Here is a 21,962-nt window from a genome sequence, read left to right as displayed (position 1 = left end):
GAGGCGATGGACAGCCTTACAATGGATAATGTTGAGCAATTAACACTTGCAGAGCTTAGAGAGCTGCAAACTAAACGGTTAAAGCAAACCCTGACTTTTGTATATGAAAATAGTCCAGTCTATAAGAAAAAGTTCGATGAGGCAGGTGTACATCCTGATGACTTCGTCACTTTAGACGATCTGGCGAAGTTTCCATTTACCACCAAACAGGATTTAAGAGACAACTATCCGTTTGGAATGTTTGCCGTACCCCAAGAACAGATTGTACGTTTACATGCATCATCAGGCACAACGGGTAAACCGACTGTGGTGGGTTATACTCAAAAAGATATTAATACGTGGTCGGACATTGTTGCGCGTTGCTTACGCATGGCAGGTTTAACCGCGAAAGATATGGTTCAGGTGGCTTATGGCTATGGACTGTTTACAGGTGGTCTAGGTGCGCATTATGGTGCCGAGCGTTTAGGTGCAACGGTTATTCCAATGTCTGGCGGGCAGACTGAAAAGCAAGTACAGCTTATTCAAGACTTTAAACCGACTGCAATTATGGTTACGCCATCGTATTGCGTGAGCATTATTGAAAAGCTCGAGCAACAATTTGGTACAGCACGTAATACGTCTTTAAAAGTCGGTATTTTTGGTGCCGAGCCGTGGACCAACGAACTTCGCCGTGAAATTGAAGAACGCCTTAATATTAAAGCACTCGATATTTATGGTTTGTCTGAAGTGATGGGGCCGGGCGTTGCGATGCAGTGCTTAGGTGAGGGCGAGGGATTAACCATTTGGGAAGATCATTTCTACCCAGAAATTATTAACCCTGAAACAGGTGAAGTCTGTAAAGATGGTGAACTTGGCGAGCTAGTCTTTACCACCATTACCAAAGAAGGCTTACCGATTATTCGTTACCGTACTCGTGATTTGACCCGCTTACTACCGGGTGAAAATCTGGCAATGCGTAAGATGGATAAAATTGTGGGTCGTAGCGACGACATGCTAATTATTCGCGGCGTAAACGTTTTCCCGACACAAATTGAAGAGCAAATTTTGCAAGTTCCGCATTTAGTTCCAAATTATGAAATTTTGGTGACTAAAAAAGGCCATATGGATACTTTGCATATTCGTACAGAGATGTGTCATAACTGTACTATACAGGCCAATCAACTTGCTCAGGAGTTGATGAAACGCATTAAAACCATGATTGGGATTAGCGTTACTGTAGAAGTTGTGACAGAAGCGACCTTACCTCGTTCGGAAGGTAAGGCAAAGCGGGTAATCGATATGCGTCAGATTGCTTAACATCAAGATCATTCAGGGTATAGAATCTATACCCTGAAACTAAACGCCAAGACATGAGTATGAGTGCAAAAATACAGCAAATAATTGATTCTGTTGTAAAGAATGAAACCTTAAGTGGAACTTCGCTTATTTCGACAATTTTTGGAGATTCAGTACTTCATCGGGGTGGAAACATTAGTCTTGCAAGCCTGATTCAGTTATTAGAGCTGTTTGGTTTTAATGACCGTGCTGTAAGAACCTCTGTTTTTCGTTTAGTTAAAAATGATTGGTTATGTTCAGACAAAATCGGCAGAACTAGTTTTTATCGAATTACCGATTCAAGCCGTTCGACCTATTTGCAAGCCGAGCAACGTATTTATAACGACCAGATGAAAGAGTGGGACCATTATTGGGATCTTATTCTGATGTCTAGCCTCGACACTGAAAATAAAGCGTTGTTAAAGAAAGAACTCGAATGGTTAGGATTTGCCAATATTTCGACAAACTTAATGGCTTATCCGGGTTGTAACCGTATTGAACTGCAACGCTTGTTGGTGGACTTAAATATGAGTGAGCAAGTGGTGGTGTTTAAAGCCGAAACTTTGCAGCTCTTTAATAATTCGGTCGATACCATTGGTCGTATGCTTAGAACCAACTGGCCAATTGATGAATTACGCCAAAGATATTTACAGTTTCTCGATATTTTTAGAGAAATTGGCGTGTTGTTGATGCAGGAAAACGAACAACTCGAACCTGTTCAGGCTTTTCAAATTCGAACTTTGCTGATTCATTATTATCGACGGATTTTATTGAAAGACCCTGCATTACCACTTGAGTTGTTGCCAACTGACTGGCCTGCAATTAGTGCACGAACTTTATCAATGAATATTTATAAAAAAGTATTTGAACCTGCGGATGAATACTTCTTGTCTGTTGCCGCAACAGCAGAAGGACCAATGCCAAATGCCACAGCACATTATTGGCGCCGTTTCGGAGGTTTGGTGGCGACAAATGAGAGGTTAAATCATGCCTTGTTATAGTATTGACGGTGTTATTCCAGTCGTTAGCCCAGAGGCTTTTGTACACCCAACTGCTGTTTTAATTGGTGATGTGATTATTGAAGCGGGCGTATATGTGGGGCCATTTGCTTCATTGCGTGCCGATTTTGGTCGTATCCATATTAAGCAAAATGCCAATATACAAGATAGCTGCACAGTACATGGCTTTCCGCAAAGCGTGACTTTAGTTGAGGAAATGGGGCACATAGGGCATGGCACAACTTTACATGGCTGCCGCATTGGTAAAAATGTTTTGGTGGGCATGAACAGCGTAATTTTGGACTATGCCGAAATTGGTGAAAACACTATTATTGGCGCAAATAGCTTGGTCAAAACCAAAGATATTATTCCGGCAAATGTATTGGCAATGGGAAGTCCTGCCAAGGTTGCACGTGATTTATCAGAACAAGAAAAAAAGTGGAAAACCAGAGGCACGCAAGAATACATTGAGCTTGCACAGCGCTGCTTAAACTCAATGCAAGAAGTTCAGCCTTTAAGCTCAGAGTTGGATGATCGCCTGACCTACAAAGACTTTAGTTCTTCAAACTATCAGATTAAACAAGATAGTGTTTAACGGCTATTCATAAGTCGATTTCAATACACATAGGTTCATAACATTTAGGGTAATACTCGCACGAGTAGGGAGACGTTTGTGCAAAATATGGAAACTACTGCGGTTGATCAATTCGCAGAGCTATTGGGTGTACAAGTGCTGCATCGCAGTTTTGACGAAGCGCGTTGTCAGCTTAATGTGAAAGACGAACACATGAATGCCTTGGGCGGTGTGCATGGCGGTGTCATATTTTCTTTAGCCGATATTGCTTTTGCGATGGCTTGTAATGCAGGGGATGCGCCATATACTGGCCTACAGGCGGATATTCGCTATATGAGCGGTGCGAAAGATAGGGTGTTATTTGCAACGGCAACCAAAGTCGGAAGTAGTAAAAAATTCGCGCATTATGAAGTTCTGATAACAGACGGTCTGAATAATAGAGTCGCTTTATTTACATCTACGTGTTACAGGCTTGCGCCGTAAGATACCGCTAGTTAGAGTGGATGGGACTTTTACTCTGGATTAGCATTGCTTACCAAGCTAATCCATACGTAATCATTAAAAATAAATACGCATTTATTTTTTTATATGAAAGTCTTTGCCCGTAAGTTTTTTAATAGTAGAACTTTTTGCTGTATTAAAAACTCTGCGAAAAGCAGAGTATATATTTTATATAATTATTTTTATATTGAAAATACATAAAGCGAAAATATAGAGTGTGTGAAAATTCCTTTAAAGTAAGATTTTATCTACTTTTCGTAAACTAAAGTACAAAATTACTAATGAAATTAAGTTAATTAAGCAATTAAATAAAAATACATATCTTGATCCAAAAAAATCTACTATTAATCCTCCTGATAATGCACCTAATGGCATTACTCCATAAATTAATGTTCTAGCAGCACCTACTAACTTACCCATGACTTCGGGTGGTACTATTTTTTGGCGATAAGTCGCTGAATATATATTAAATAAACCAAGACAAAGTCCCCATAGAAAATATCCAATTGAAATTAATGTAGATGTTATCCAAATAGGGCCTCTTGCAAATAACATAATTGTAGATCCAATTATCATAAGTATAATTGAGAAAAGCATTAGAAACTTTACACTAAAAAAGTTATGAAGCCACCTAGCTGAAATATTTCCAACTAATGATCCAATGCCACTAAAAATTAATAAAGAAGAAGCAATTAAGGTATTAAATCCAAATAATTTTAGAGTTATTATGAAATAGACAGATTGTACAGCCATAAATGCAAAATTTGATATCGCACCAACAAGTATTATACCCATTAAAACAGGTCTTGATAAAAGTTCATGAAAGCCATCAAAAAAAGATTCTTTTTGGCTGGAAATATTACTTTTCCTATCTTTAGCTTCTATAGGTAACTTAGCTATAAATATAGCTGATAGGAAAAAAGTTGCTGCATTAATTAATAATGAGGATGTTGCACCTATAATATTAATAATAAAGCCTGCTACTCCTGGACCACTAATTTCACCTACAGAGGAAATGACCTGTAGATTTGCGTTGGCGGAAAGGCGTTTATTGGGAGGAATAACTATTGGAAATAATGAAGAAAGAGATAACTCAAAAAATATCCTAGCGATTCCAATTAAAAAAGCTATTAATATAAGAAATGGAATATTTATGAAATAAAAGGTATATAAAATTGGTATTGATAAAACTAAAATGAATCTAGTTAATTCAGCATATATTGCTATAAATTTTCTATCTGAGCGGTCAACAAAAGATCCTATACTGATACTAAATAGCAAATTAGGTAAGTAGCGTGCAGTAGATATTAAACTGACCTCTATTGCAGACGCATGTAATAAATGAATTGCTATGATAGGAAGTGCTATATTATGAATAGCAATTCCTATGGCAGCAATAGATTGAGAGGACCAAATAATTCTAAATGCCTTGAGGGTCCATGCAGAATTAGAACTGATTTTTTTTAACAAATTAAAAGTCCTTTTTTATTTTTGTTATATCTAGTTTGTTAAGTGTCAATTTTGTACTTTTTAATACAGGAAAAAACCATGCAATTTCTTCACCTTTTTCTATGGTAATTTTTGTATTAAGAGGTGGGAGCCTAACTATAATATTAAGATGTGCATAATTGTATAAATCATTGTCTATGTAAGTTTGTCGGGTTTGATTGCCGTGTTCAATACCTGCCATTACTTCAAACTGATTATTTGTAAGACATGCATTTGGAATTGGTCCTTGATAAAGATAATAGTCTAAAGGAAAAAAAACTATAATACCTGTTTGGATTTTTACGTATTCAGAACCGGATATCCAACTAGCTATAAGACCTGAATCACTATTTGGCCACTCATCTCCTTGAATACAAGCTTTTCCAAAAGCAGATTTTTTTTCATAAAATATTCTTTCTTTTAAAGGCGTTTCATTTCTCTCTAAAATAACATTTCCAGGGCAGCGGACACTAAAACCATAATTAGCTATGATTGCTATAGGAATACAATCATAAGGATGAACTTCTCTACCAAGGTCAACTGCACGTGGTAAATCATCTTCTTTTTTTTGTAATCTATTTGCATATGCAAGTTTAATTTTACTGGGTGGGTAGGCCCCCATTTCTTTTGATTCTAGGCAATCAAATGCCCATAAGATTTCAGGCATTTCATTTCCCCTTCATATTTTCTCTAAAGCTAGATGAGCGATAGTTAAATGCAAAGGCTTCCCGAGCTGGGAGAGTAGTCTTTTGTCCACTCCGGTGAATAGCATAAGCATGATGTACTATGCAGTCTCCTTTTCTTAAAATTACTGGTTCAAAAGTATATTCTGAAGAATCTTTAAGCTCCATTCCAAAATCACGTGCATTAGATTCTATATGAGGTAATAACTCCATTAAGTTATCTGTTTTTGCATATTCTAGTGCGCCATCGCCTAAATTAATATCAGTTAATGGACACCAATATGTTATAGCCATTTCATCATCAAAATGGCTTTGATAAAAAATTTGATCTTGATGTGGAGGGGTAGGATATGCACCTAATTTAGGTTTACAGAAATATTCACAATGTATAGGAATTACAGATTTACTTAATAATTTCTCAGAGACATTCATTATTTCTTTATCTCTAGATAAATCAAAAAGGAATTCACTCTTAGCAAATAGTGAATTAATTACTAAAAAATTGCCTTCTTCATCTGTTATAGAGTTTGATTGAATACCCAATTCTAAGTCTTTTTTAATTAAAATAGCTTCTTCAGCTAAATTGGCAACTAGATTACTAGATAAAAAATTAGGTAAAATTACCCAGCCTCTAGAAAGGAGTGTTTTGGAGTAAAATTTTAAATCATTATCAGTATAAAAATTATTAAAAAGCATTTTATAACCCTTTATCTAATGGTGGGATATAGAGAGTAGGTCTATTGTTTAGTAAAATTTCTTTACTAGTAATATCTTGAATCTTAATTTTCCTTATGTCTGATATTTCTAAAATTTGTGTTGCAGAATGTATAATATAAACTTCATGTTCTTCAGGATAAAATTTAATTAAATGTTCTTTCAAAGGAGTTAATGCAGAACCATTAATTTCTCCAAGCATTATTTCTTTATTGTTGGTGGTGCTTAATTGAAATATTAGAAGTGGTACTTCAGTATTCAAACTCCAATTGTGATTTATTAATGTCGTACTATCAAAAAATTGTAAAGCATACCCATAATCAATTTTAAGATCACACATTAATGTGTCAAAGGAACTTATACCTGGTAAAATTTTTACAGATAGATTGTTTTCTTCTGCTAAATCAAGGGTGTACTCAGATGCGCTAACTAAAAACAGAGGATGTCCATGTACTATAAATGATACAGGCCCATTATCTTTAGCAGTTGCTATAATAACTTCAGAAATTTTTTTGTATACATCTTGGCGATATAATTCATCTTTATAAAGATAAGCCATATCATGTACTTGAGCAGAGGAATAGGTTTGTTTAAAGTCCTCAATTAAGGATGTGTCAGGATTCAAAACAAATATATGTTTTGATATTTGAAGAGCCTGCTTTGTTTCTTCTGTAAGATGAAGAGAACCTAAAATCCCTGATCCTAATAGATATATATTTGTAGCCAAATTATAACCCCTTCTTTTAATTGTACTTTGAAAGAGATTTAGTATTCTCTTTCAAAGTATAGTTCTAGGTTAATTATGATGTTATGCAATTTCTTCTAATTTCAAAAATTCGGATATTTTGAATCCATTATCTCTTAGAAAACCGCGGAATGGACGTACATCAATACCCCATTCTTCTAGTGCTACACGTCGCATAGTTGAAATAACACTAATTTCTTCCTCGGTTAATCCTGAGTCTTTTAATGCCTCCTTTGGATTCTCAGTTAATAGTTCACGAAATTTAATATCTTTTGCTGCTTGCTGAAGAATATTTTCTACTCGAATTTTTCCTTCGCTTGTAAGTGGGTTAACATGTAGTGACATGGTTAGTCTCCTTTATATATTAATTTTATATTGTACCGCCTTAATGAAAAAGCAAAAGTCATACCAGATAACATTAAAAATTATTAATTGCTTGAATTTTAAATTTAAAAATATTTTTTCATATAATAAAAATTAAATAAAAAGGTATACATTATAATTGAACATGAGCTATAGAGATGCATTCTAATGGTTTAATCAAATCTGTGCCTCTAGTTAGTGCATATTTTTGAAAGAAGAATAATCTGTCTATTGTTATGGATTGTAATTTTATAGCATTTTAATTATTTATAAATCTTAGGATGCTTGAAGCTTATTGAAATAATTAAGTAAATTATTATTTTAAAATAATAATTCTGCCAATAGACTTTGTTGATTCTAGTATGGATGTTTTTTTAATACTGTTTTCATCTTGAATGTACTTATTAGAAAATATTTTTAATTCAATATTTCTTAATGTATGTTGCTGTTTGTAAAGAAGATATTCCTTAATGCGAGATTCAAAAATTAAGACTTGGTTATCCAATGTATTCATTCTCTTGTATCCATTCTTTTACATTTTCTCGAATGATTTAATTGACCATTGAATACTTGTTGTACATCTCATAAGGATATTTTCATTTCATTATTTACTTCTTTATATTTGAAACTTACCGACTGAAAACTAATATATCTATATAAATTTTCCACCTCTAAACCCCCACTTAACAATAACTCCCTCATTATTTAGCCTTACTTTTCTAATGATTTAATTTAAAACAAATGGCATTTTGCGTGCTTGACTGAAATAGGACAGGGCACTATTCTTTGCCTGCTGGCCTACATTGCCAGACGGTCGTCGCGGACCGATTACAACAGCATCAGAATTATTCCTTTCTGAGGGATAATTTTGTGTGAGCATCTCCTCGTCTCCTCCCGTAGCGGTAGGACGGGAGAGGGACACCTTCGGGTGTGCTGGTTGTTGTACCAGTCCGCGAACCCTTTCTCGTTCTGCCACCATAATTTTAATGTCGGCAGAACTCCCAATAAAAAGGAGTTGGCTTTGCACATCCATTATTTCTTGGCACCGAGTGCCAAAAGCTATAACGACACAGCTTAAAAATTAAAGCAGCTTGAACGCCTTAAGGTTTTCAGGCTTAAAGTCTTTTTACTTAAAACTTAGCAACAACAAAACTGGAGATGTGCCAAGCACAGTCTTTACGGCTTTGCTGTGCCTTTTTTTCTCCCAAAAGGGGCACAGGCTTTTTTATCTCATTTACAAACAACAAGAATTTATAACGGTAAAACTATGCCAAAGTTAGTGCTTTCTTTCCGTGCCATACAAGTCATCAACAAGTCGATTGATTTATTTCACCATCGTGGCTTTCATACCGTTGGGGTAGATCGAATCGTCAAAGAGTGTGCAATCACCAAAGCGACTTTTTATAACTTTTTTCATTCAAAAGAGCGGTTTATTGAAATCTGCTTGATCGTCCAGAAAGAACGATTAAAAGAAAAAGTGGTCTCAATTGTTGAGTACGGCCAAGACACAAGCGCGACCGATAAACTCAAACAGCTTTATTTCTTACATACCGATGTAGAGGGGATGTATTACCTCTTATTTAAAGCCATGTTTGAAACGAAACTGACCTATCCAAAAGCCTATATCACCGCAGTGAGATATCGCACATGGCTGCTGAATGAAATCTATAGCCAGCTTATAAAACTAAAAACCGATGCGACCTTTCAAGATGCCAAACTATTTTTATATATGATTGAAGGCGCAATCATTCAGCTTTTAAGTTCAGATGGGGCAATCGATCGGGAAAAGATGTTGGATTGTTTTTTATGCAGTTTAGGTAGGTGATGTAAAATGCTGGGCTGATAACAAAAAATATTAGACCGGTCGTCTACTAATCTATATAGTGAGGCCTTACTTTGTTGACCTTCTAGTTTAAAAGAGAAAATTAATGTCTATTATTCTTCATCATTTAAATGCTTCACGCTCATTTCGCATTCTGTGGTTACTTGAAGAAATTAATCAACCTTATGAATTAAAAAGTTATTTTCGAGATAAAACTACAAATCTTGCACCTCAAGAATTAAAAAACATTCATCCTTTAGGAAAATCACCTGTGATTGAGCTTAATGGAAAAGTAATTGCTGAATCAGGTGCCATTGTAGAAATTTTGATTGAAAAGTTTGCTCCTCAACTTATGCCCGCGAAAGATACAGACAGTTATCTTGATTATTTACAATGGGTTCATTTTTCAGAAAGTTCGGCTATGGTTCCATATTTATTAAATATTTTTAATTCGATTGAGTTAAAAAATGGCACTCAATTAAAGTTCTTGGATCAATATGCGCATACTGAGTTAGATAAAGTATTTTCCTATTTAGATCAACAATTAGTAGGCAAAAAATTCTTAGTAGGCGATTGCTTAACGGGTGCAGATTTTATGATTGGTTTCGTAGTCTATGGTCTAATTAATTCTTTAAATATTCGATCAAAATATCTCAATATTGAGCAATATGTAAAAAGTCTCGAAAACCTAGAAAGCTGGCAAAAAGCCATGTCTATAGAACAAAATCTTCATCACCAAACCAATGCCTAAAAACGAAATACCCTTAAGCAATTAAAAATAGAATTGATTTCCCAAGTTGAGAAATCAATTCAGCAATTTAGATCCCTTCAACAAAACTCACCATGACATCACAGCAGCCTTGGCGTTTACTTTTGGCAAGCTGATATTCAGGTGAAAAATAACATTCACGTGCAGTTTCCATGTCTGGAAATTCAATGACCACGTGACGTTCAAACTCTTGTCCCTCTAAAACTTCTGAGGCACCACCACGCGCAAGAAACTTGGCGCCGTACTTTTGAAAAGCTTGCGGAGCAGTGGCCATATATTGTTTATATTGTTCCATATCATGAATGGTGACATGAGCAATCCAGTAAGCAGACATATCGTATTTCCCTATAATTCATTCAATAAAGGTTTATTTACCTTTTCCTAAAACTTGTGATTTCAGGCATCTAAAATATTTTTTGCGACAGCAGCAGCTTCGGCAATATGTTCAGCAACCGCTTGTTTTGCCTTTTCAGGGTCTTTGTGAAGGTAGATAGCTTCACACATATTTTTAATACGTTGATAACCTGAAATTTCACGCTTTGTTGATTTCATGGTCATGGCACGAAGACGGCTAATTCGGCCATTTAAGCGTTGTACCACTTCCCAAGCAATATGATGGTTTGCTGTAGTAAAGATGGTTTGATAAAGCTGGGTTGAGGTCTCAATAATCAGATTGATGTCATCGGCAGCAAAAGCAGCTTTAAGATCTTCTAATAGAAGCTTTAATTTTTCAGCAGTTTTCTCATCCAGGTTTTTAGTGCAGTCAGCCACAGCGCTTTGCTCTAACAAGAGACGAATTTCATAAATCTGTGAAGCGATGTCCCAGTTAAGTAGCGAAACAATAGGGCCTTTATTTGGCAAAATCTCGACTAAACCTTCTGCTTCCAAATAACGAATCACTTCGCGAACCACAGAACGGCTCACGCCGAGTTCTTCACATAACGTTCTTTCAACCAGTCTTTTTCCCGAAGGGAAATAGCCTGTAATAATGGCATTACGCACTTTATCTAAACACAGCTCTCGTAAAGTTACGGGCGGGTTTTCAATTTTAAGATTCATAAATAATTAAATTTTCCTGTTTTTTAACATGTTGAGTTTCATCACATGTTTTTCAATGAAAATTAGCATAGCAAACTCTTGCTTTTTTTTCAGTATGTATTATGGTATACCATAATACGAATGACAAGATAATTTACTTGCAAGGAAGAGCAATGGAACTTATACGTAAAACAGTGCTTCATGTAGAAACCACTTATGTAGATGGCGGTAAAGAAGCAGCAAAGCCTTTAAAAATGGTGGCAGCTGCAGCGGTCATTAAAAACCCGTGGGCAGGGCAAGGTTATGTAGAAAACCTAACACCGGAAATTCGCCGTATTGCGCCAATCTTAAGCGAGCATTTAACCAAACTTATTCTTGATGAAGTGGGTTCAGGTGATGTCGTTGAAGCTTTTGGCAAAAGTGCAGTGGTGGGCTTAAATGGTGAACTTGAGCATGCATCAGCTTTAATTCACACCTTACATTTTGGTAATACTTACCGTAGTGCTGTCGGTGCGAAATCTTATTTGGCATTTAACAATACCCGTGGCCCAGCAAACGCGCCGATTTTAATTCCAATGATGGATAAAAATGACGAAGGCCGTCGTTCTCATTACTTAACATTGCAATTTGCAATTCCAGATGCACCTGCTGCCGATGAGCTGGTTGTTGTGATTGGTGCAGCAACAGGTGGTCGACCACATCATCGTATTGGTGATCGTTATAAAGATTTGGAAGAGTTAGGTCATGATGTCAAAAACCCTGCAGCTGTCAAATAACCGTATAGCTCACTATTTTGAGCAAGGCGAAGGAGAGCCTCTGGTTCTGATCCATGGAGTGGGAATGCAAGCTGCGGCATGGTATCCACAAATTGAATATTTTTCTAAACATTATCATGTAATTTCAGTGGATATGCCGGGACATGGTCAAAGTACCAAATTACCGGCAGACGCAAAATTACAAGATTTTGTTGAATGGACCATCGAATTTATTACAGCCTTAAATCTAGGACCTGTAAATTTAGCGGGACATTCAATGGGATCACTGATTACGACAGGGGTTAGCGTTACCCGACCTGATTTGGTTAAACGAATGGCGGTGCTCAATGGAGTATATAAACGTACAACACAGGCACGTAATGCAGTCATCCAAAGAGCTGAAGAGTTAAAAACAGGCCGTATTGATGTCGAGACTCCACTACAGCGCTGGTTTGGCGAAAGTGAAGTCGAGCGTATAGCAGCAGCCAAAGTAAAAACTTGGCTCGAAAATGTCGACTTGTCTGGCTATACCACTGCATATTCTGCTTTTGCGCAAGGCGATGAAACCTATGCAGATGACTGGTCAAAGATCACTTGTCCTGCTTTGGTGTTGACCGGAACAGATGATCCGAACTCAACTGCAGAAATGGCTTTGCAAATGGCGAATCAGGCAAAGCATGGCACTGCAATAGTCATTGAAAATGAACGTCACATGGTGAACTTAACTGCACCTGACAAAGTGAATAATGCAATGCAAGCGTGGTTGGAAACCAGCGTTTAATTTGCCACACATTGCTGAAGGAATATAACAATGAGTGAAATGGATACTATCAATAAAATGCGTGAACTACGTGATGCTTTCGGGTCATTTATGACAGGCGTTACCGTGGTCACAACCTGTAAAGAAGATGGAACGCCACTTGGCTTTACAGCGAACTCTTTTGCTTCGGTGTCTTTGGACCCAGCTTTACTTCTAGTGAGTATTGCCAAGACATCAAGCAATTATCATAACTTTGCAAATGCCACACATTTTGCAATCAATATTTTGGCAGAAGAGCAAAAGGATGTTTCAAATACTTTTGCTCGTCCAAGCGAAGACCGTTTTGCAAATATTTCATGGTCAAAAAGCACTTGCCAAAATCCGCTGATCGATCATGTCAGTGCATGGTTTGACTGTACAACCTACCAAGTTGTCGATGCAGGTGACCACGCCATTTTAATTGGTAAAGTTGAAGATTTTGCTTCGACAGGTTTTGCAGGGCTTGGTTATTATCGTGGTGGATACTTCACTCCGGCCAAACTTTCTGCCGAGGTGATCTCTGGTCCTAAAGTGGTGATGAGTGCAATTATTGGTCATGAAAATACCATTTTACTTGAAGAAACTGCCGATCATAAATGGACTATTCCACATGTCATGGTAGATAAAGACGGTGCAGATAAAGCGCTCGAGAAAATCTTTGCACAATATCAGCCAGATGCTTCTGCCAACTTCATTTACTCTGTATATGAAAACGTTGAAAACCAGCAGCAATATATTTCATTTTTATGCAACACACCCGTAGCTCAAGCCACTAAAGGTCAGTTTGTCGATTTAAATGATCTTGAAAAGCTAGAGTTTATAGACAGCGCTTTAGAAAGTATGTTGATGCGCTATCGCAAAGAAAACCATTTGAAAACTTATGGTGTTTATTACGGAAATCAGACAACAGGTACAGTTCGTCAAATCGTTAAAGAGGAAGTTTAATCATGCGTTTTTCATTATTTGTGCATATGGAGCGTGTTTCTGATCAGCAAACCCAGAAGCAGCTTTATGATGAAATGATTGAGCTTTGTCAGATTGCAGACCGTGGCGGTATGCATGCGGTTTGGACGGGCGAACACCATGCCATGAACTTTACCATTGCACCAAATCCATTTTTAAATCTGGTCGATTTAGCCAATAAAACTAAAAATGTTCGTTTAGGTACGGGTACGGTGGTAGCACCATTCTGGCATCCGATTAAACTGGCAGGTGAAGCTGCAATGACCGACATTATTACCAACGGCCGGTTAGATATTGGTATTGCTCGTGGTGCTTATTCGTTTGAATATGAACGTATGGTTCCGGGCATGGATGCATGGAGTGCTGGTCAGCGTTTACGTGAAATGATTCCCGCAATTAAAAATCTTTGGAAAGGCGATTATGAGCATAACGGTGAGTTTTGGCAGTTTCCAAAAACCACCTCGGCACCTCAACCGCTTCAACAACCGCACCCACCAATTTGGGTTGCTGCTCGTGATCCAAATAGCCATGAATTTGCTGTGCAAAATGGCTGTAATGTACAAGTAACGCCTTTGCATTTAGGTGACGAAGAAGTTGAAAAGCTCATGGGGCATTTCAATGCAGCTTGTGAAAAGTTCAATGAAATTCAACGTCCTGAAATTATGTTGCTCCGCCATACCTATGTGGCAGATAGTGAGGAAGATGCTCAACTGGCAGCAGATGAAATCAATACTTTCTATAACTACTTCGGCGCTTGGTTTAAAAATGAGCGTGAAATTAACCAAGGTTTAATCGCACCTTTAAGCCCTGAAGAAATTGCTGCACATCCTTTTTATACACCAGAAGCGATGCGTAAAAATAATGTGATTGGACAAGCCCAAGAAGTCATTGACCGCTTAAAAGCTTATGAAGCAATGGGCTATAACGAATATTCTTTCTGGATTGATACGGGCATGAGCTTTGAACGAAAAAAAGCCTCATTAGAACGTATGATCAATGAAGTTATGCCGGCATTTGCATAGAGGCGAATATCATGACAGCAGATTTTCAGCTTTATATTAATGGTCAGTTTGAATCTGGTGCAGCGACTTTTGAAAGTATTAATCCTGCAACAGGTGAAGTTTGGGCACAGATGCCAGAAGCTCGAACCGATGAAGTCAATCGAGCAGTTCAAGCCGCATCTCAGGCATTAAAAGCATCGGCTTGGGCAGGTTTAACGGCCTCCCAGCGCGGTAAATTGCTCTATAAACTGGCTGATTTAATTGAAAAAGCTGCACCGCAACTGGCTCAAATTGAAACCAGTGATACGGGCAAAATTATTCGCGAAACATCGAGCCAGATTGCCTATGTCGCTGAGTATTATCGCTACTATGCAGGTATTGCCGACAAATTAGAGGGTAGTTTTCTACCGATTGATAAGGCAGACATGCAAGCATGGATTGTTCGTGAACCTGTGGGTGTGGTTGCTGCAATTGTTCCTTGGAACAGTCAGTTATTTTTATCGGCAGTGAAGGTAGGGCCAGCTTTAGCGGCAGGTTGTACCGTCGTGCTAAAAGCCTCTGAAGACGGCCCTGGACCATTATTAGCCTTTGCTAAATTGGTCCATGAAGCGGGTTTTCCGGCTGGAGTGGTCAATGTGATTACTGGTTTCGGCCCTGAATGTGGCGCCGTGCTGAGTAGTCATCCAGATGTTGCACATGTTGCATTTACAGGTGGTCCAGAAACAGCGCGGCACATTGTGCGTAACTCGGCTGAAAATCTTGCAAAAGTTTCACTCGAATTAGGTGGCAAATCACCATTTATTGTATTTGCTGATGCAGATATTCAAAGTGCAATAAATGCTCAGGTCGCTGCTATTTTCGCTGCTACTGGGCAGAGCTGTGTAGCAGGTTCACGCTTACTGGTTGAAGAAAGCATTAAAGATGAATTTGTTCAACGTTTGGTTGAGCGCGTACAAACTATAAAAATTGGTTTACCTCATGAAATGGCAACCGAGTTTGGACCACTTTGTACTTTACGCCAACGTCAAAAAATCGAGCAAGTCGTTGCAAGTTCAATCCAGCAAGGGGCAAAACTTCTTACTGGCGGTAAAAGCCTTGAGCGAGCAGGTTATTACTATCCACCGACCATTTTAGATTGTACCGATGCACCTCAAGCAGATTGCATTACCACAGAACTATTTGGTCCAGTTTTATCGGTAGATAGTTTCAAAGATGAAGCGGAAGCCGTGCAAAAAGCCAATAGCACGCCTTACGGGCTGGCAGCAGGCGTTTTTACCACCAATTTAAGCCGTGCACACCGTATGACCAAAGTCATTGGGTCGGGAATTGTTTGGCTAAACACTTACCGCGCTGTTTCTCCACTTGCACCTTTTGGTGGACATGGGCTTTCGGGACATGGTCGGGAAGGTGGCGCAAATGCTGTTTTAGATTACACCACCACCAAAACAGTTTGGTTACGTACCTCAGATGAGCCAATTGATGACCCATTTGTCATGAGATAAATCATGACTTGAGGTATGAAAATATAACGGGATTTTAATTTCAAGGATGAAAAAATGAATCAGTCAAACCCAGTAATCGCCTAAAGCTTTAATAGTTGAAAACGTAAAACTAGATGTATCGATGCTTAATCAAGTATTGATCGGACTGGCTTTACCTTTTTCTTGGCTAAAACAACACAAACAGAGAAATGAGCTGTTTGTAAAAGGAAATAAAAAGATGAAGCCGAGTCATATTGAAATGACTTTGGCTGGGCAGATTTTTTGATGTTGAGGAAATGAATTCCTCAAAGAGAGATTAAGGATATGAGCCAAAACGAAAATAGCAATAATGCTTTCGCTATCGAAAGTCATTCCATTGATTATGTTGCTCCCTCTGAACGTAATGGAAAAGTTCGCGATCTATTCACATTATGGTTTTGTACCAATATTGCACCGCTTGCCGTGATTACGGGTGCAATGTCAATTTTAACCTTTAACCTCAATATTGTAAGTGCATTGCTTGCGATCTGCTGCGGACATTTTTTTGGCGCAGCGATTCTGGCCTTAACCTCTGCACAAGGCCCACAGGTCGGCATTCCTCAAATGATTCAGAGCCGCGCACAGTTCGGGCGTTATGGGGCATTGCTGGTAGTACTGTTTACCACCCTCATTTATTTAGGTTTTTTCATCTCTAACATTATTTTGTCAGGCAAAACCCTTCATACCGTTGTTCCTGCTATTCCTGTGCCGACTGCGACTATCATTGGCGCGATTGCAGCAACCACAATAGGCGTGATCGGTTACCACTTTATTCATAAGTTCAATAAAATTGGAACTTGGTTTATGGGTGGTTCGTTGCTCATCGGGCTCATGATTATGGTGCCGCATATTAATGCAGATGTACTTGCCAAAGGCTCTTTCAATATGAAATGCTGGTTTGCCATGTTTGGTTTGTGTGCGGTATGGCAAATTAGTTTCTCGCCTTATACCTCAGACTATTCACGATATTTACCGAAGTCGATTGGTATTTATAAGCCATTTATCTTTACCTATTTAGGCGCATCGTTAGGAACCATTTTTGCGATGGCATTTGGGACGATTGCGGTCAGTATTGGCTCAACCACAGATGCTATGGAAGCGGTAAAGTCAGGCACTGGGTTATTCGGTTATGTCCTTATGATTTTGTTCTTATGCAATATCATTGGTCACAATGCCATGAACCTATACGGTGCGGTTCTGTCTTGTATTACCTCTATTCAGACTTTTGCAGGGCAGTGGATGCCAAGCCGAAATATCCGAGTCGTGTTATCAATCATTGTATTAGTTCTAGCGACTTTAACGGCACTTTGGGCATCAAGTAACTTTATTAGTTTCTTCTTGAATGTGATTTTTGCTCTGTTATTTATTTTGGTGCCATGGGTGTCTATTAATTTACTAGATTTCTATGTCGTGAATAAAAAGTCTTATGACATTCAATCTATCTTTGCACGTGATGGTGGTATTTACGGCAAATTTAATGCAAAAGCGCTTACGGCTTATTTCATTGGGATTGCGGTACAAATTCCGTTCTTAAAAAATGCGTTTTTCACAGGTGCTCTGGCCGATGTAATTCCGGATGCGGATATTTCATGGGTGATTGGATTAGTGGTGAGTCTGGTGGTGTATTACGTCTTTAATCTAGGAAAGATTAAATGTTCTGCACCTGCATTAAACGCAAAATTACCTCAATAAGCATTGTAGTGAAAGGAATCCCACAATGAAAAAAAGCTACTTACAAGCGGCTCTAAGCACAGCATTGATGGCTGTAATCTATCCAAGTTACGCAGGTGTAAGTTTTGGAGATACTGATGGTGAATACGGCAAGCTCACCGTATCGGGCTATGTTCGCGCTAACTATCAAGATAAACACTATGGAGAGTCTGCTTCTGATCAAAAAATTCGTTTTGATGCTGCGCAGTTAAAACTGGACTACGAGCGTGGACCGTTATTTGGTCATGCAGAATATCGTTGTTATCAATATGACCGTCTATGTGATTTTTCTACGTTGGTTGATGGTTATGTAGGGTACAAATTAAATAAAACAGATCAGGTGGTGGCAGGTGTTCAGCCGATTCCATTTGGACCGGGACGTTTTTGGGGTAATAGCCTATATGGAAGTATGAGCACAACAGCAGGTTTAGAAGATGTTCATAATCTTGGTTTGAATTATCACTTTGAATTGCCGACAGCAACTAAGTTTGATGTGGCTTACTTTGCAGTAGATGGTGGAAACTACACAGGTTCTACCCAAGATTCAGGTCGCTACACTGCAAACTATGTGAGTTCAGACGATCTGAATAAAATCGATTTGCAAGAAAAGAACATGTGGGTAGGCCGAGTGACTCAAGATGTAAATCTTGGAATTAATGGTTTAACCACACAGCTCGGTGGTTCATATTGGACATCGGATATTGAAAATAAAGCCGCTTCGAGTGATGGGCGTCGTCATGCATGGGCACTTTTTGGTAAAGCCAATTATGGCAATTTTAATGTGACCCTTACAGGTGGTAAAAATGATGTAACTAATCAGGATCAGCTCAACCCTAATCAGTCACTTATGGGTTCCTACGACACTGAATATTATGTCGCGAATAAAGGAACGTTCTATACCGCAGATGTAGGCTACTCTTTCAAAAATGTTAAGCAGATCGGAAACATTACGCCGTACTTTATGTACAGTCAGTACGACAAAGATCAGGACAATATGAAAGATTCAATCCGTAATATTATTGGTGTGTCTATTGACCATAAACAGCTGTCTTTGGTGGCTGAATACATCATGAGTAAAAATGACCCGTTCATTGGGGGGACTCAAGATTCATTGGCACAAGGGGATGATAACCAGTGGAATAAGTTGCTTAACTTAACGCTGTTTTATTATTTCTAAAAACATTTAAACATTCGGGCATACCGAAAATTTTTTTAAATTAATTTTTGGTATGCCATAATACAAAGTTGATGGTGAGCTATTTAATTTATCTATCGCTCTACTATCAATGCAGAAGATCTCAACAGGATAATGATCATGCAGCTTAATAAACTCGCTTTATTTCGTCAGCAAGCTTTTGTTGCTGGAAAGTGGTGCGATGCAGACCATCAACAAACATCCGAAATTTTAAATCCGGCGACACTAGAGATTATTGGTACTGTCCCAAATATGGGCAAAGCTGAAGCCGAGCGTGCCATTGAAGCTGCCAAAGAAGCTTGGCCGCTATGGAAAAATAAAACAGCAAAAGATCGATCAATTATTTTAAAAAAATGGTTCGATTTAATCATTTCAAATGCAGATGACTTGGCTTTTATTTTAACGAGTGAGCAAGGAAAGCCTTTAGCTGAAGCCAAAGGTGAAATTTTATATGCTGCCAGTTTTATTGAATGGTTTGCCGAAGAAGCAAAACGAGTATATGGCGATATTATTCCAAGCCCATATCCAGATACTCGTATTGTTGTAAATAAACAGCCTATTGGCGTCGTTGCAGCCATTACACCTTGGAATTTCCCAGCTGCCATGATTACGCGTAAGGTTGCTCCAGCCTTGGCGGCAGGTTGTCCTTGCATTGTAAAACCGGCGCCTGAAACACCTTTTACTGCTTTGGCTTTAGTGGACTTAGCTGTGCAAGCCGGCGTGCCTGCTGAAATTTTTAGTGTAATTACAGGCGATGCAGTTCATATTGGTGATGCGATTTTTGAAAGTGATGTTGTACGCAAGTTTACTTTTACTGGTTCAACACCAGTTGGCAAAATGCTACTTGAGCGTTCAGCAAAAACCTTAAAAAAAGTTTCCTTAGAATTGGGTGGCAATGCGCCGTTCATTGTATTTGATGATGCCGATTTAGATGCAGCAATTGAGGGAGCACTCATTGCTAAATTTAGAAATGCAGGGCAAACCTGTGTGTGCGTCAATCGATTCTTAGTGCAAGCGGGCATTTATGAAAAATTTATTGCTGCCTTAAGCCAAAAAATTCAAAACTTTAATATTGGTAATGGATTAGAAGCAGGGCATGACATTGGGCCATTAATTAATGCCAATGCGGTGAAAAAAGTTGAAACTCATATTCAAGATGCATTAGATAAAAATGGTCGTCTTGTGGTTGGTGGTAAAAAGCATAAAGCGGGTGAATTGTTTTTTGAACCGACACTGATTGCGGATGTTACAGCTGATATGGATGTGGCAACTCAAGAAACGTTTGGTCCACTGGCAGCCGTATTTAAATTTGAAACCGAGCACCAAGCGGTAGAAATGGCAAACGCAACTGAATTTGGTTTAGCTGCATATTGTTATACCAAAGATTTAGGCCGTGCTTGGCGAATGAGTGAACAGCTTGAATATGGCATGGTTGGAATTAATAAAGGCCTTATTTCAAATGAAGTTGCGCCTTTTGGTGGAATTAAACAGTCTGGTTTAGGGCGTGAAGGTTCTAAATACGGTATTGAAGATTATCTGGAAATTAAATACACCTTGTTTGGAGGATTGAATATATGAGTAATGAAAAATTTGAAAAGGGTTTAGCAATCCGCAAACAAGTTCTCGGTGAAGAATATGTAAATAATTCAATCAACAATGCCGATGAGTTTAATCTTCCTCTTCAAGAATTAGTCACTGAATATTGCTGGGGAGCTGTTTGGGGGCGTGAAGAATTAAGTAGACCTGAGCGTAGCTTAATTAACTTGGCAATGATCTCAGCTTTAAATCGTCCACATGAACTAAAACTACATGTTAAAGGTGCACTTCGAAATGGCGTACCTAAAGAGAAAATTCGTGAAGTGCTTTTGCAGGTTGCAATTTACTGTGGCGTACCTGCTGCTGTAGATAGCTTTCGTATTGCAAAAGAGGCAATTAAAGAGTTTGAATCTGAGCAATAAACGTTGCCTTTGAATATTAAAAAAGCCTTTTTCAAGTGGACGAGGCTTTATGTATTTTAATCTTGTTAGTTTAGTTCAGGGGGTAAATGTTGGGCCAAATAATCAATTGCAAGGCGGGTTTTGAGTGGCATAAAAGGCAGTGTAGGCCATACCAAATGAATTGGAAAAGCAATGCTCGACATGGTTTCTAACACTTGTACGAGCTTACCTTCCTGTAATTCATTTTGAATGAGCCAGTCGGGTAGCCAAGCGATACCAGCTCCAGCAAGCGCTGCATTTTTAATAGCTTGTAAGTCATTTAAAAGAAGTTTTGCTTTGGGTTTTATAAATAAAGGCTCGTCATTTTCCTTTTGAAGTCGCCATTTCTGCATTTGACCAAAATGCGGATCGGCAATCGTCGCGTGGTGGTCTAAGTCTTCAATATGTTCTAATGGACCTGCTTCATTTAAATAGTCAGGTGAGGCACAAAGTAGCATTCGATGCTCACCAATCGGTTTGGCAACGAGCTGAGTGGTGTCAGGTAACGCTCCAATTCGGATGCATAAATCAAAACCTTCTTCAACCAAGTCTACATTTCGATCATTAAATGAAATTTCTAGCTGTAAGTCCGTATGCTGCTGAGCAAATTTAACCATGAGCGGGGCAGCAAAGAGTTGCCCGAACAGCACTGGCACAGACATTCGTAAACGACCTGTTGCGTTTATTTTCCCTTGGTCTAATAACGCCGCCGCATTTTGTATTTCACTTAACGCTCGGCGGCTATGCTCATAAAATAAAGCACCTTCGTCAGTCATGCTGAGTGAACGTGTTGTTCTTTTAAATAAAGCCACACCAAGCTGATCTTCAAGGCGAGCAATATTTTTACTAATGGCTGAGCGAGTTAAATGCAATTGCTCGGCAGCTTTTACAAAACTTCCAGCTTCAACCACAGTCACAAATATAGATATTGCACTTAGCTCATGTTGCATGATTGTTGCCTAAAAGGAACCAATGATAAGAAATAATATCACCACTGTTGAATTTATTGTGGAGTTAATATGGCTTCATCAAAA

The 21,962-nt window shown here is 38.4% G+C and carries 25 protein-coding genes; 16 read left to right on the top strand and 9 right to left on the bottom strand.

Features of this window, described 5'->3' with window-relative positions; all coding sequences use genetic code 11:
* The first annotated feature begins 6 nt into the window (after nucleotides 1–6).
* The 4 genes from paaK to RMB06_RS15470 all read left to right on the top strand — a co-directional run bounded on the left by paaK (nucleotide 7) and on the right by RMB06_RS15470 (nucleotide 3,369).
* The gene (paaK, locus tag RMB06_RS15485) at nucleotides 7–1,296 is read left to right on the top strand and encodes a phenylacetate--CoA ligase PaaK (RefSeq protein WP_000377856.1); all 1,290 of its coding nucleotides are present in this window, start codon (nucleotides 7–9) and stop codon (nucleotides 1,294–1,296) included.
* Nucleotides 1,297–1,349: 53 nt separating this feature from the next.
* Complete coding sequence (paaX, locus tag RMB06_RS15480) at nucleotides 1,350–2,315, top strand: phenylacetic acid degradation operon negative regulatory protein PaaX (protein ID WP_000062822.1); 966 nt, start codon at nucleotides 1,350–1,352, stop codon at nucleotides 2,313–2,315.
* Nucleotides 2,302–2,907, top strand: coding sequence for a DapH/DapD/GlmU-related protein (locus RMB06_RS15475; protein ID WP_022574860.1), 606 nt, complete (start codon nucleotides 2,302–2,304; stop codon nucleotides 2,905–2,907). Before paaX ends, RMB06_RS15475 begins: the two co-directional genes overlap by 14 nt.
* Nucleotides 2,908–2,985: 78 nt before the next feature.
* Nucleotides 2,986–3,369: a PaaI family thioesterase gene (locus RMB06_RS15470; RefSeq protein ID WP_086263335.1), complete on the top strand. Its 384-nt coding sequence runs from the start codon at nucleotides 2,986–2,988 to the stop codon at nucleotides 3,367–3,369.
* A 249-nt stretch (nucleotides 3,370–3,618) separates the two neighbouring features.
* Here the strand turns inward: RMB06_RS15470 and RMB06_RS15465 are convergent, their stop codons facing one another.
* The 6 genes from RMB06_RS15465 to RMB06_RS15440 all read right to left on the bottom strand — a co-directional run bounded on the left by RMB06_RS15465 (nucleotide 3,619) and on the right by RMB06_RS15440 (nucleotide 7,894).
* The gene (locus tag RMB06_RS15465; protein ID WP_311080229.1) at nucleotides 3,619–4,857 is read right to left on the bottom strand and encodes an MFS transporter; all 1,239 of its coding nucleotides are present in this window, start codon (nucleotides 4,855–4,857) and stop codon (nucleotides 3,619–3,621) included.
* Between the two features lies 1 nt (nucleotide 4,858).
* Nucleotides 4,859–5,542, bottom strand: a complete 684-nt coding sequence (locus tag RMB06_RS15460) for a hypothetical protein (protein ID WP_262439704.1) — start codon at nucleotides 5,540–5,542, stop codon at nucleotides 4,859–4,861.
* A 1-nt stretch (nucleotide 5,543) separates the two neighbouring features.
* A complete protein-coding gene (locus tag RMB06_RS15455; protein WP_000898377.1) occupies nucleotides 5,544–6,254 on the bottom strand; it encodes a phytanoyl-CoA dioxygenase family protein in 711 nt (236 codons plus the stop codon).
* Between the two features lies 1 nt (nucleotide 6,255).
* A complete protein-coding gene (locus RMB06_RS15450) occupies nucleotides 6,256–6,999 on the bottom strand; it encodes an SAM-dependent methyltransferase (protein WP_000224631.1) in 744 nt (247 codons plus the stop codon).
* 81 nt (nucleotides 7,000–7,080) lie between these two features.
* Nucleotides 7,081–7,362 carry a hypothetical protein gene (locus tag RMB06_RS15445; RefSeq protein ID WP_000052253.1) on the bottom strand — a complete coding sequence of 94 codons (282 nt, stop codon included), beginning with the start codon at nucleotides 7,360–7,362 and terminating at the stop codon, nucleotides 7,081–7,083.
* Nucleotides 7,363–7,696: 334 nt separating this feature from the next.
* The gene (locus RMB06_RS15440; protein ID WP_001093797.1) at nucleotides 7,697–7,894 is read right to left on the bottom strand and encodes a hypothetical protein; all 198 of its coding nucleotides are present in this window, start codon (nucleotides 7,892–7,894) and stop codon (nucleotides 7,697–7,699) included.
* Nucleotides 7,895–8,647: 753 nt separating this feature from the next.
* Between RMB06_RS15440 and RMB06_RS15435 the strand changes: the two genes are divergently transcribed.
* Together RMB06_RS15435 and RMB06_RS15430 are read left to right on the top strand one after the other, a co-directional pair.
* Nucleotides 8,648–9,205: a helix-turn-helix domain-containing protein gene (locus tag RMB06_RS15435; RefSeq protein WP_311080223.1), complete on the top strand. Its 558-nt coding sequence runs from the start codon at nucleotides 8,648–8,650 to the stop codon at nucleotides 9,203–9,205.
* 103 nt (nucleotides 9,206–9,308) lie between these two features.
* The gene (locus RMB06_RS15430; protein ID WP_311080221.1) at nucleotides 9,309–9,953 is read left to right on the top strand and encodes a glutathione S-transferase; all 645 of its coding nucleotides are present in this window, start codon (nucleotides 9,309–9,311) and stop codon (nucleotides 9,951–9,953) included.
* Nucleotides 9,954–10,020: 67 nt separating this feature from the next.
* On the opposite strand, the gene RMB06_RS15425 is transcribed toward RMB06_RS15430, so the two are convergent.
* Nucleotides 10,021–10,305 carry a DUF1330 domain-containing protein gene (locus RMB06_RS15425; protein ID WP_001277471.1) on the bottom strand — a complete coding sequence of 95 codons (285 nt, stop codon included), beginning with the start codon at nucleotides 10,303–10,305 and terminating at the stop codon, nucleotides 10,021–10,023.
* Between the two features lie 62 nt (nucleotides 10,306–10,367).
* Nucleotides 10,368–11,030 (bottom strand): GntR family transcriptional regulator, encoded by a 663-nt coding sequence (locus tag RMB06_RS15420; RefSeq protein WP_005076670.1) that lies wholly within the window; start codon nucleotides 11,028–11,030, stop codon nucleotides 10,368–10,370.
* A gap of 152 nt (nucleotides 11,031–11,182) precedes the next feature.
* Here RMB06_RS15420 and RMB06_RS15415 point away from each other — a divergent pair, with 152 nt between their 5' ends.
* The 10 genes from RMB06_RS15415 (at nucleotide 11,183) to RMB06_RS15370 (ending at nucleotide 20,910) form a co-directional block, all read left to right on the top strand.
* Nucleotides 11,183–11,785, top strand: coding sequence for an amino acid synthesis family protein (locus tag RMB06_RS15415; protein WP_078224509.1), 603 nt, complete (start codon nucleotides 11,183–11,185; stop codon nucleotides 11,783–11,785).
* Nucleotides 11,754–12,545 carry an alpha/beta fold hydrolase gene (locus RMB06_RS15410; protein ID WP_017385537.1) on the top strand — a complete coding sequence of 264 codons (792 nt, stop codon included), beginning with the start codon at nucleotides 11,754–11,756 and terminating at the stop codon, nucleotides 12,543–12,545. The genes RMB06_RS15415 and RMB06_RS15410 overlap by 32 nt, the downstream gene beginning before the upstream one ends.
* A gap of 30 nt (nucleotides 12,546–12,575) precedes the next feature.
* The gene (tgnA, locus tag RMB06_RS15405) at nucleotides 12,576–13,508 is read left to right on the top strand and encodes a flavin-dependent trigonelline monooxygenase reductase component (RefSeq protein ID WP_311080215.1); all 933 of its coding nucleotides are present in this window, start codon (nucleotides 12,576–12,578) and stop codon (nucleotides 13,506–13,508) included.
* A gap of 2 nt (nucleotides 13,509–13,510) precedes the next feature.
* Nucleotides 13,511–14,548 (top strand): flavin-dependent trigonelline monooxygenase oxygenase component, encoded by a 1,038-nt coding sequence (gene tgnB, locus RMB06_RS15400; RefSeq protein ID WP_057086184.1) that lies wholly within the window; start codon nucleotides 13,511–13,513, stop codon nucleotides 14,546–14,548.
* Between the two features lie 11 nt (nucleotides 14,549–14,559).
* Nucleotides 14,560–16,029, top strand: coding sequence for a (Z)-2-((N-methylformamido)methylene)-5-hydroxybutyrolactone dehydrogenase (tgnC, locus tag RMB06_RS15395; RefSeq protein ID WP_311080213.1), 1,470 nt, complete (start codon nucleotides 14,560–14,562; stop codon nucleotides 16,027–16,029).
* A 121-nt stretch (nucleotides 16,030–16,150) separates the two neighbouring features.
* A complete protein-coding gene (locus RMB06_RS15390) occupies nucleotides 16,151–16,294 on the top strand; it encodes a hypothetical protein (RefSeq protein WP_075382724.1) in 144 nt (47 codons plus the stop codon).
* A 38-nt stretch (nucleotides 16,295–16,332) separates the two neighbouring features.
* On the top strand, nucleotides 16,333–17,739 hold the full coding sequence (locus RMB06_RS15385; RefSeq protein ID WP_311080209.1) for a cytosine permease: 1,407 nt from the start codon (nucleotides 16,333–16,335) through the stop codon (nucleotides 17,737–17,739).
* A 25-nt stretch (nucleotides 17,740–17,764) separates the two neighbouring features.
* Entirely contained in the window at nucleotides 17,765–18,934 is a 1,170-nt protein-coding gene (locus RMB06_RS15380; RefSeq protein ID WP_311080207.1) for a hypothetical protein, read from the top strand.
* A gap of 138 nt (nucleotides 18,935–19,072) precedes the next feature.
* Nucleotides 19,073–20,530 (top strand): NAD-dependent succinate-semialdehyde dehydrogenase, encoded by a 1,458-nt coding sequence (locus tag RMB06_RS15375; RefSeq protein WP_311080205.1) that lies wholly within the window; start codon nucleotides 19,073–19,075, stop codon nucleotides 20,528–20,530.
* Nucleotides 20,527–20,910 carry a carboxymuconolactone decarboxylase family protein gene (locus RMB06_RS15370; RefSeq protein ID WP_000064101.1) on the top strand — a complete coding sequence of 128 codons (384 nt, stop codon included), beginning with the start codon at nucleotides 20,527–20,529 and terminating at the stop codon, nucleotides 20,908–20,910. The genes RMB06_RS15375 and RMB06_RS15370 overlap by 4 nt, the downstream gene beginning before the upstream one ends.
* Before the next feature lie 65 nt (nucleotides 20,911–20,975).
* Here the strand turns inward: RMB06_RS15370 and RMB06_RS15365 are convergent, their stop codons facing one another.
* Nucleotides 20,976–21,878: a LysR family transcriptional regulator gene (locus RMB06_RS15365; protein WP_311080202.1), complete on the bottom strand. Its 903-nt coding sequence runs from the start codon at nucleotides 21,876–21,878 to the stop codon at nucleotides 20,976–20,978.
* Between the last annotated feature and the right edge of the window lie 84 nt (nucleotides 21,879–21,962).

The organism is Acinetobacter sp. V104_13, from assembly GCF_031798995.1.
GTDB classification, from domain to species: Bacteria; Pseudomonadota; Gammaproteobacteria; order Pseudomonadales; family Moraxellaceae; genus Acinetobacter; species Acinetobacter pittii.
The sequence above is the reverse complement of the archived record's forward strand: the minus strand, read 5'-3'. Positions and strand labels throughout refer to the sequence as shown.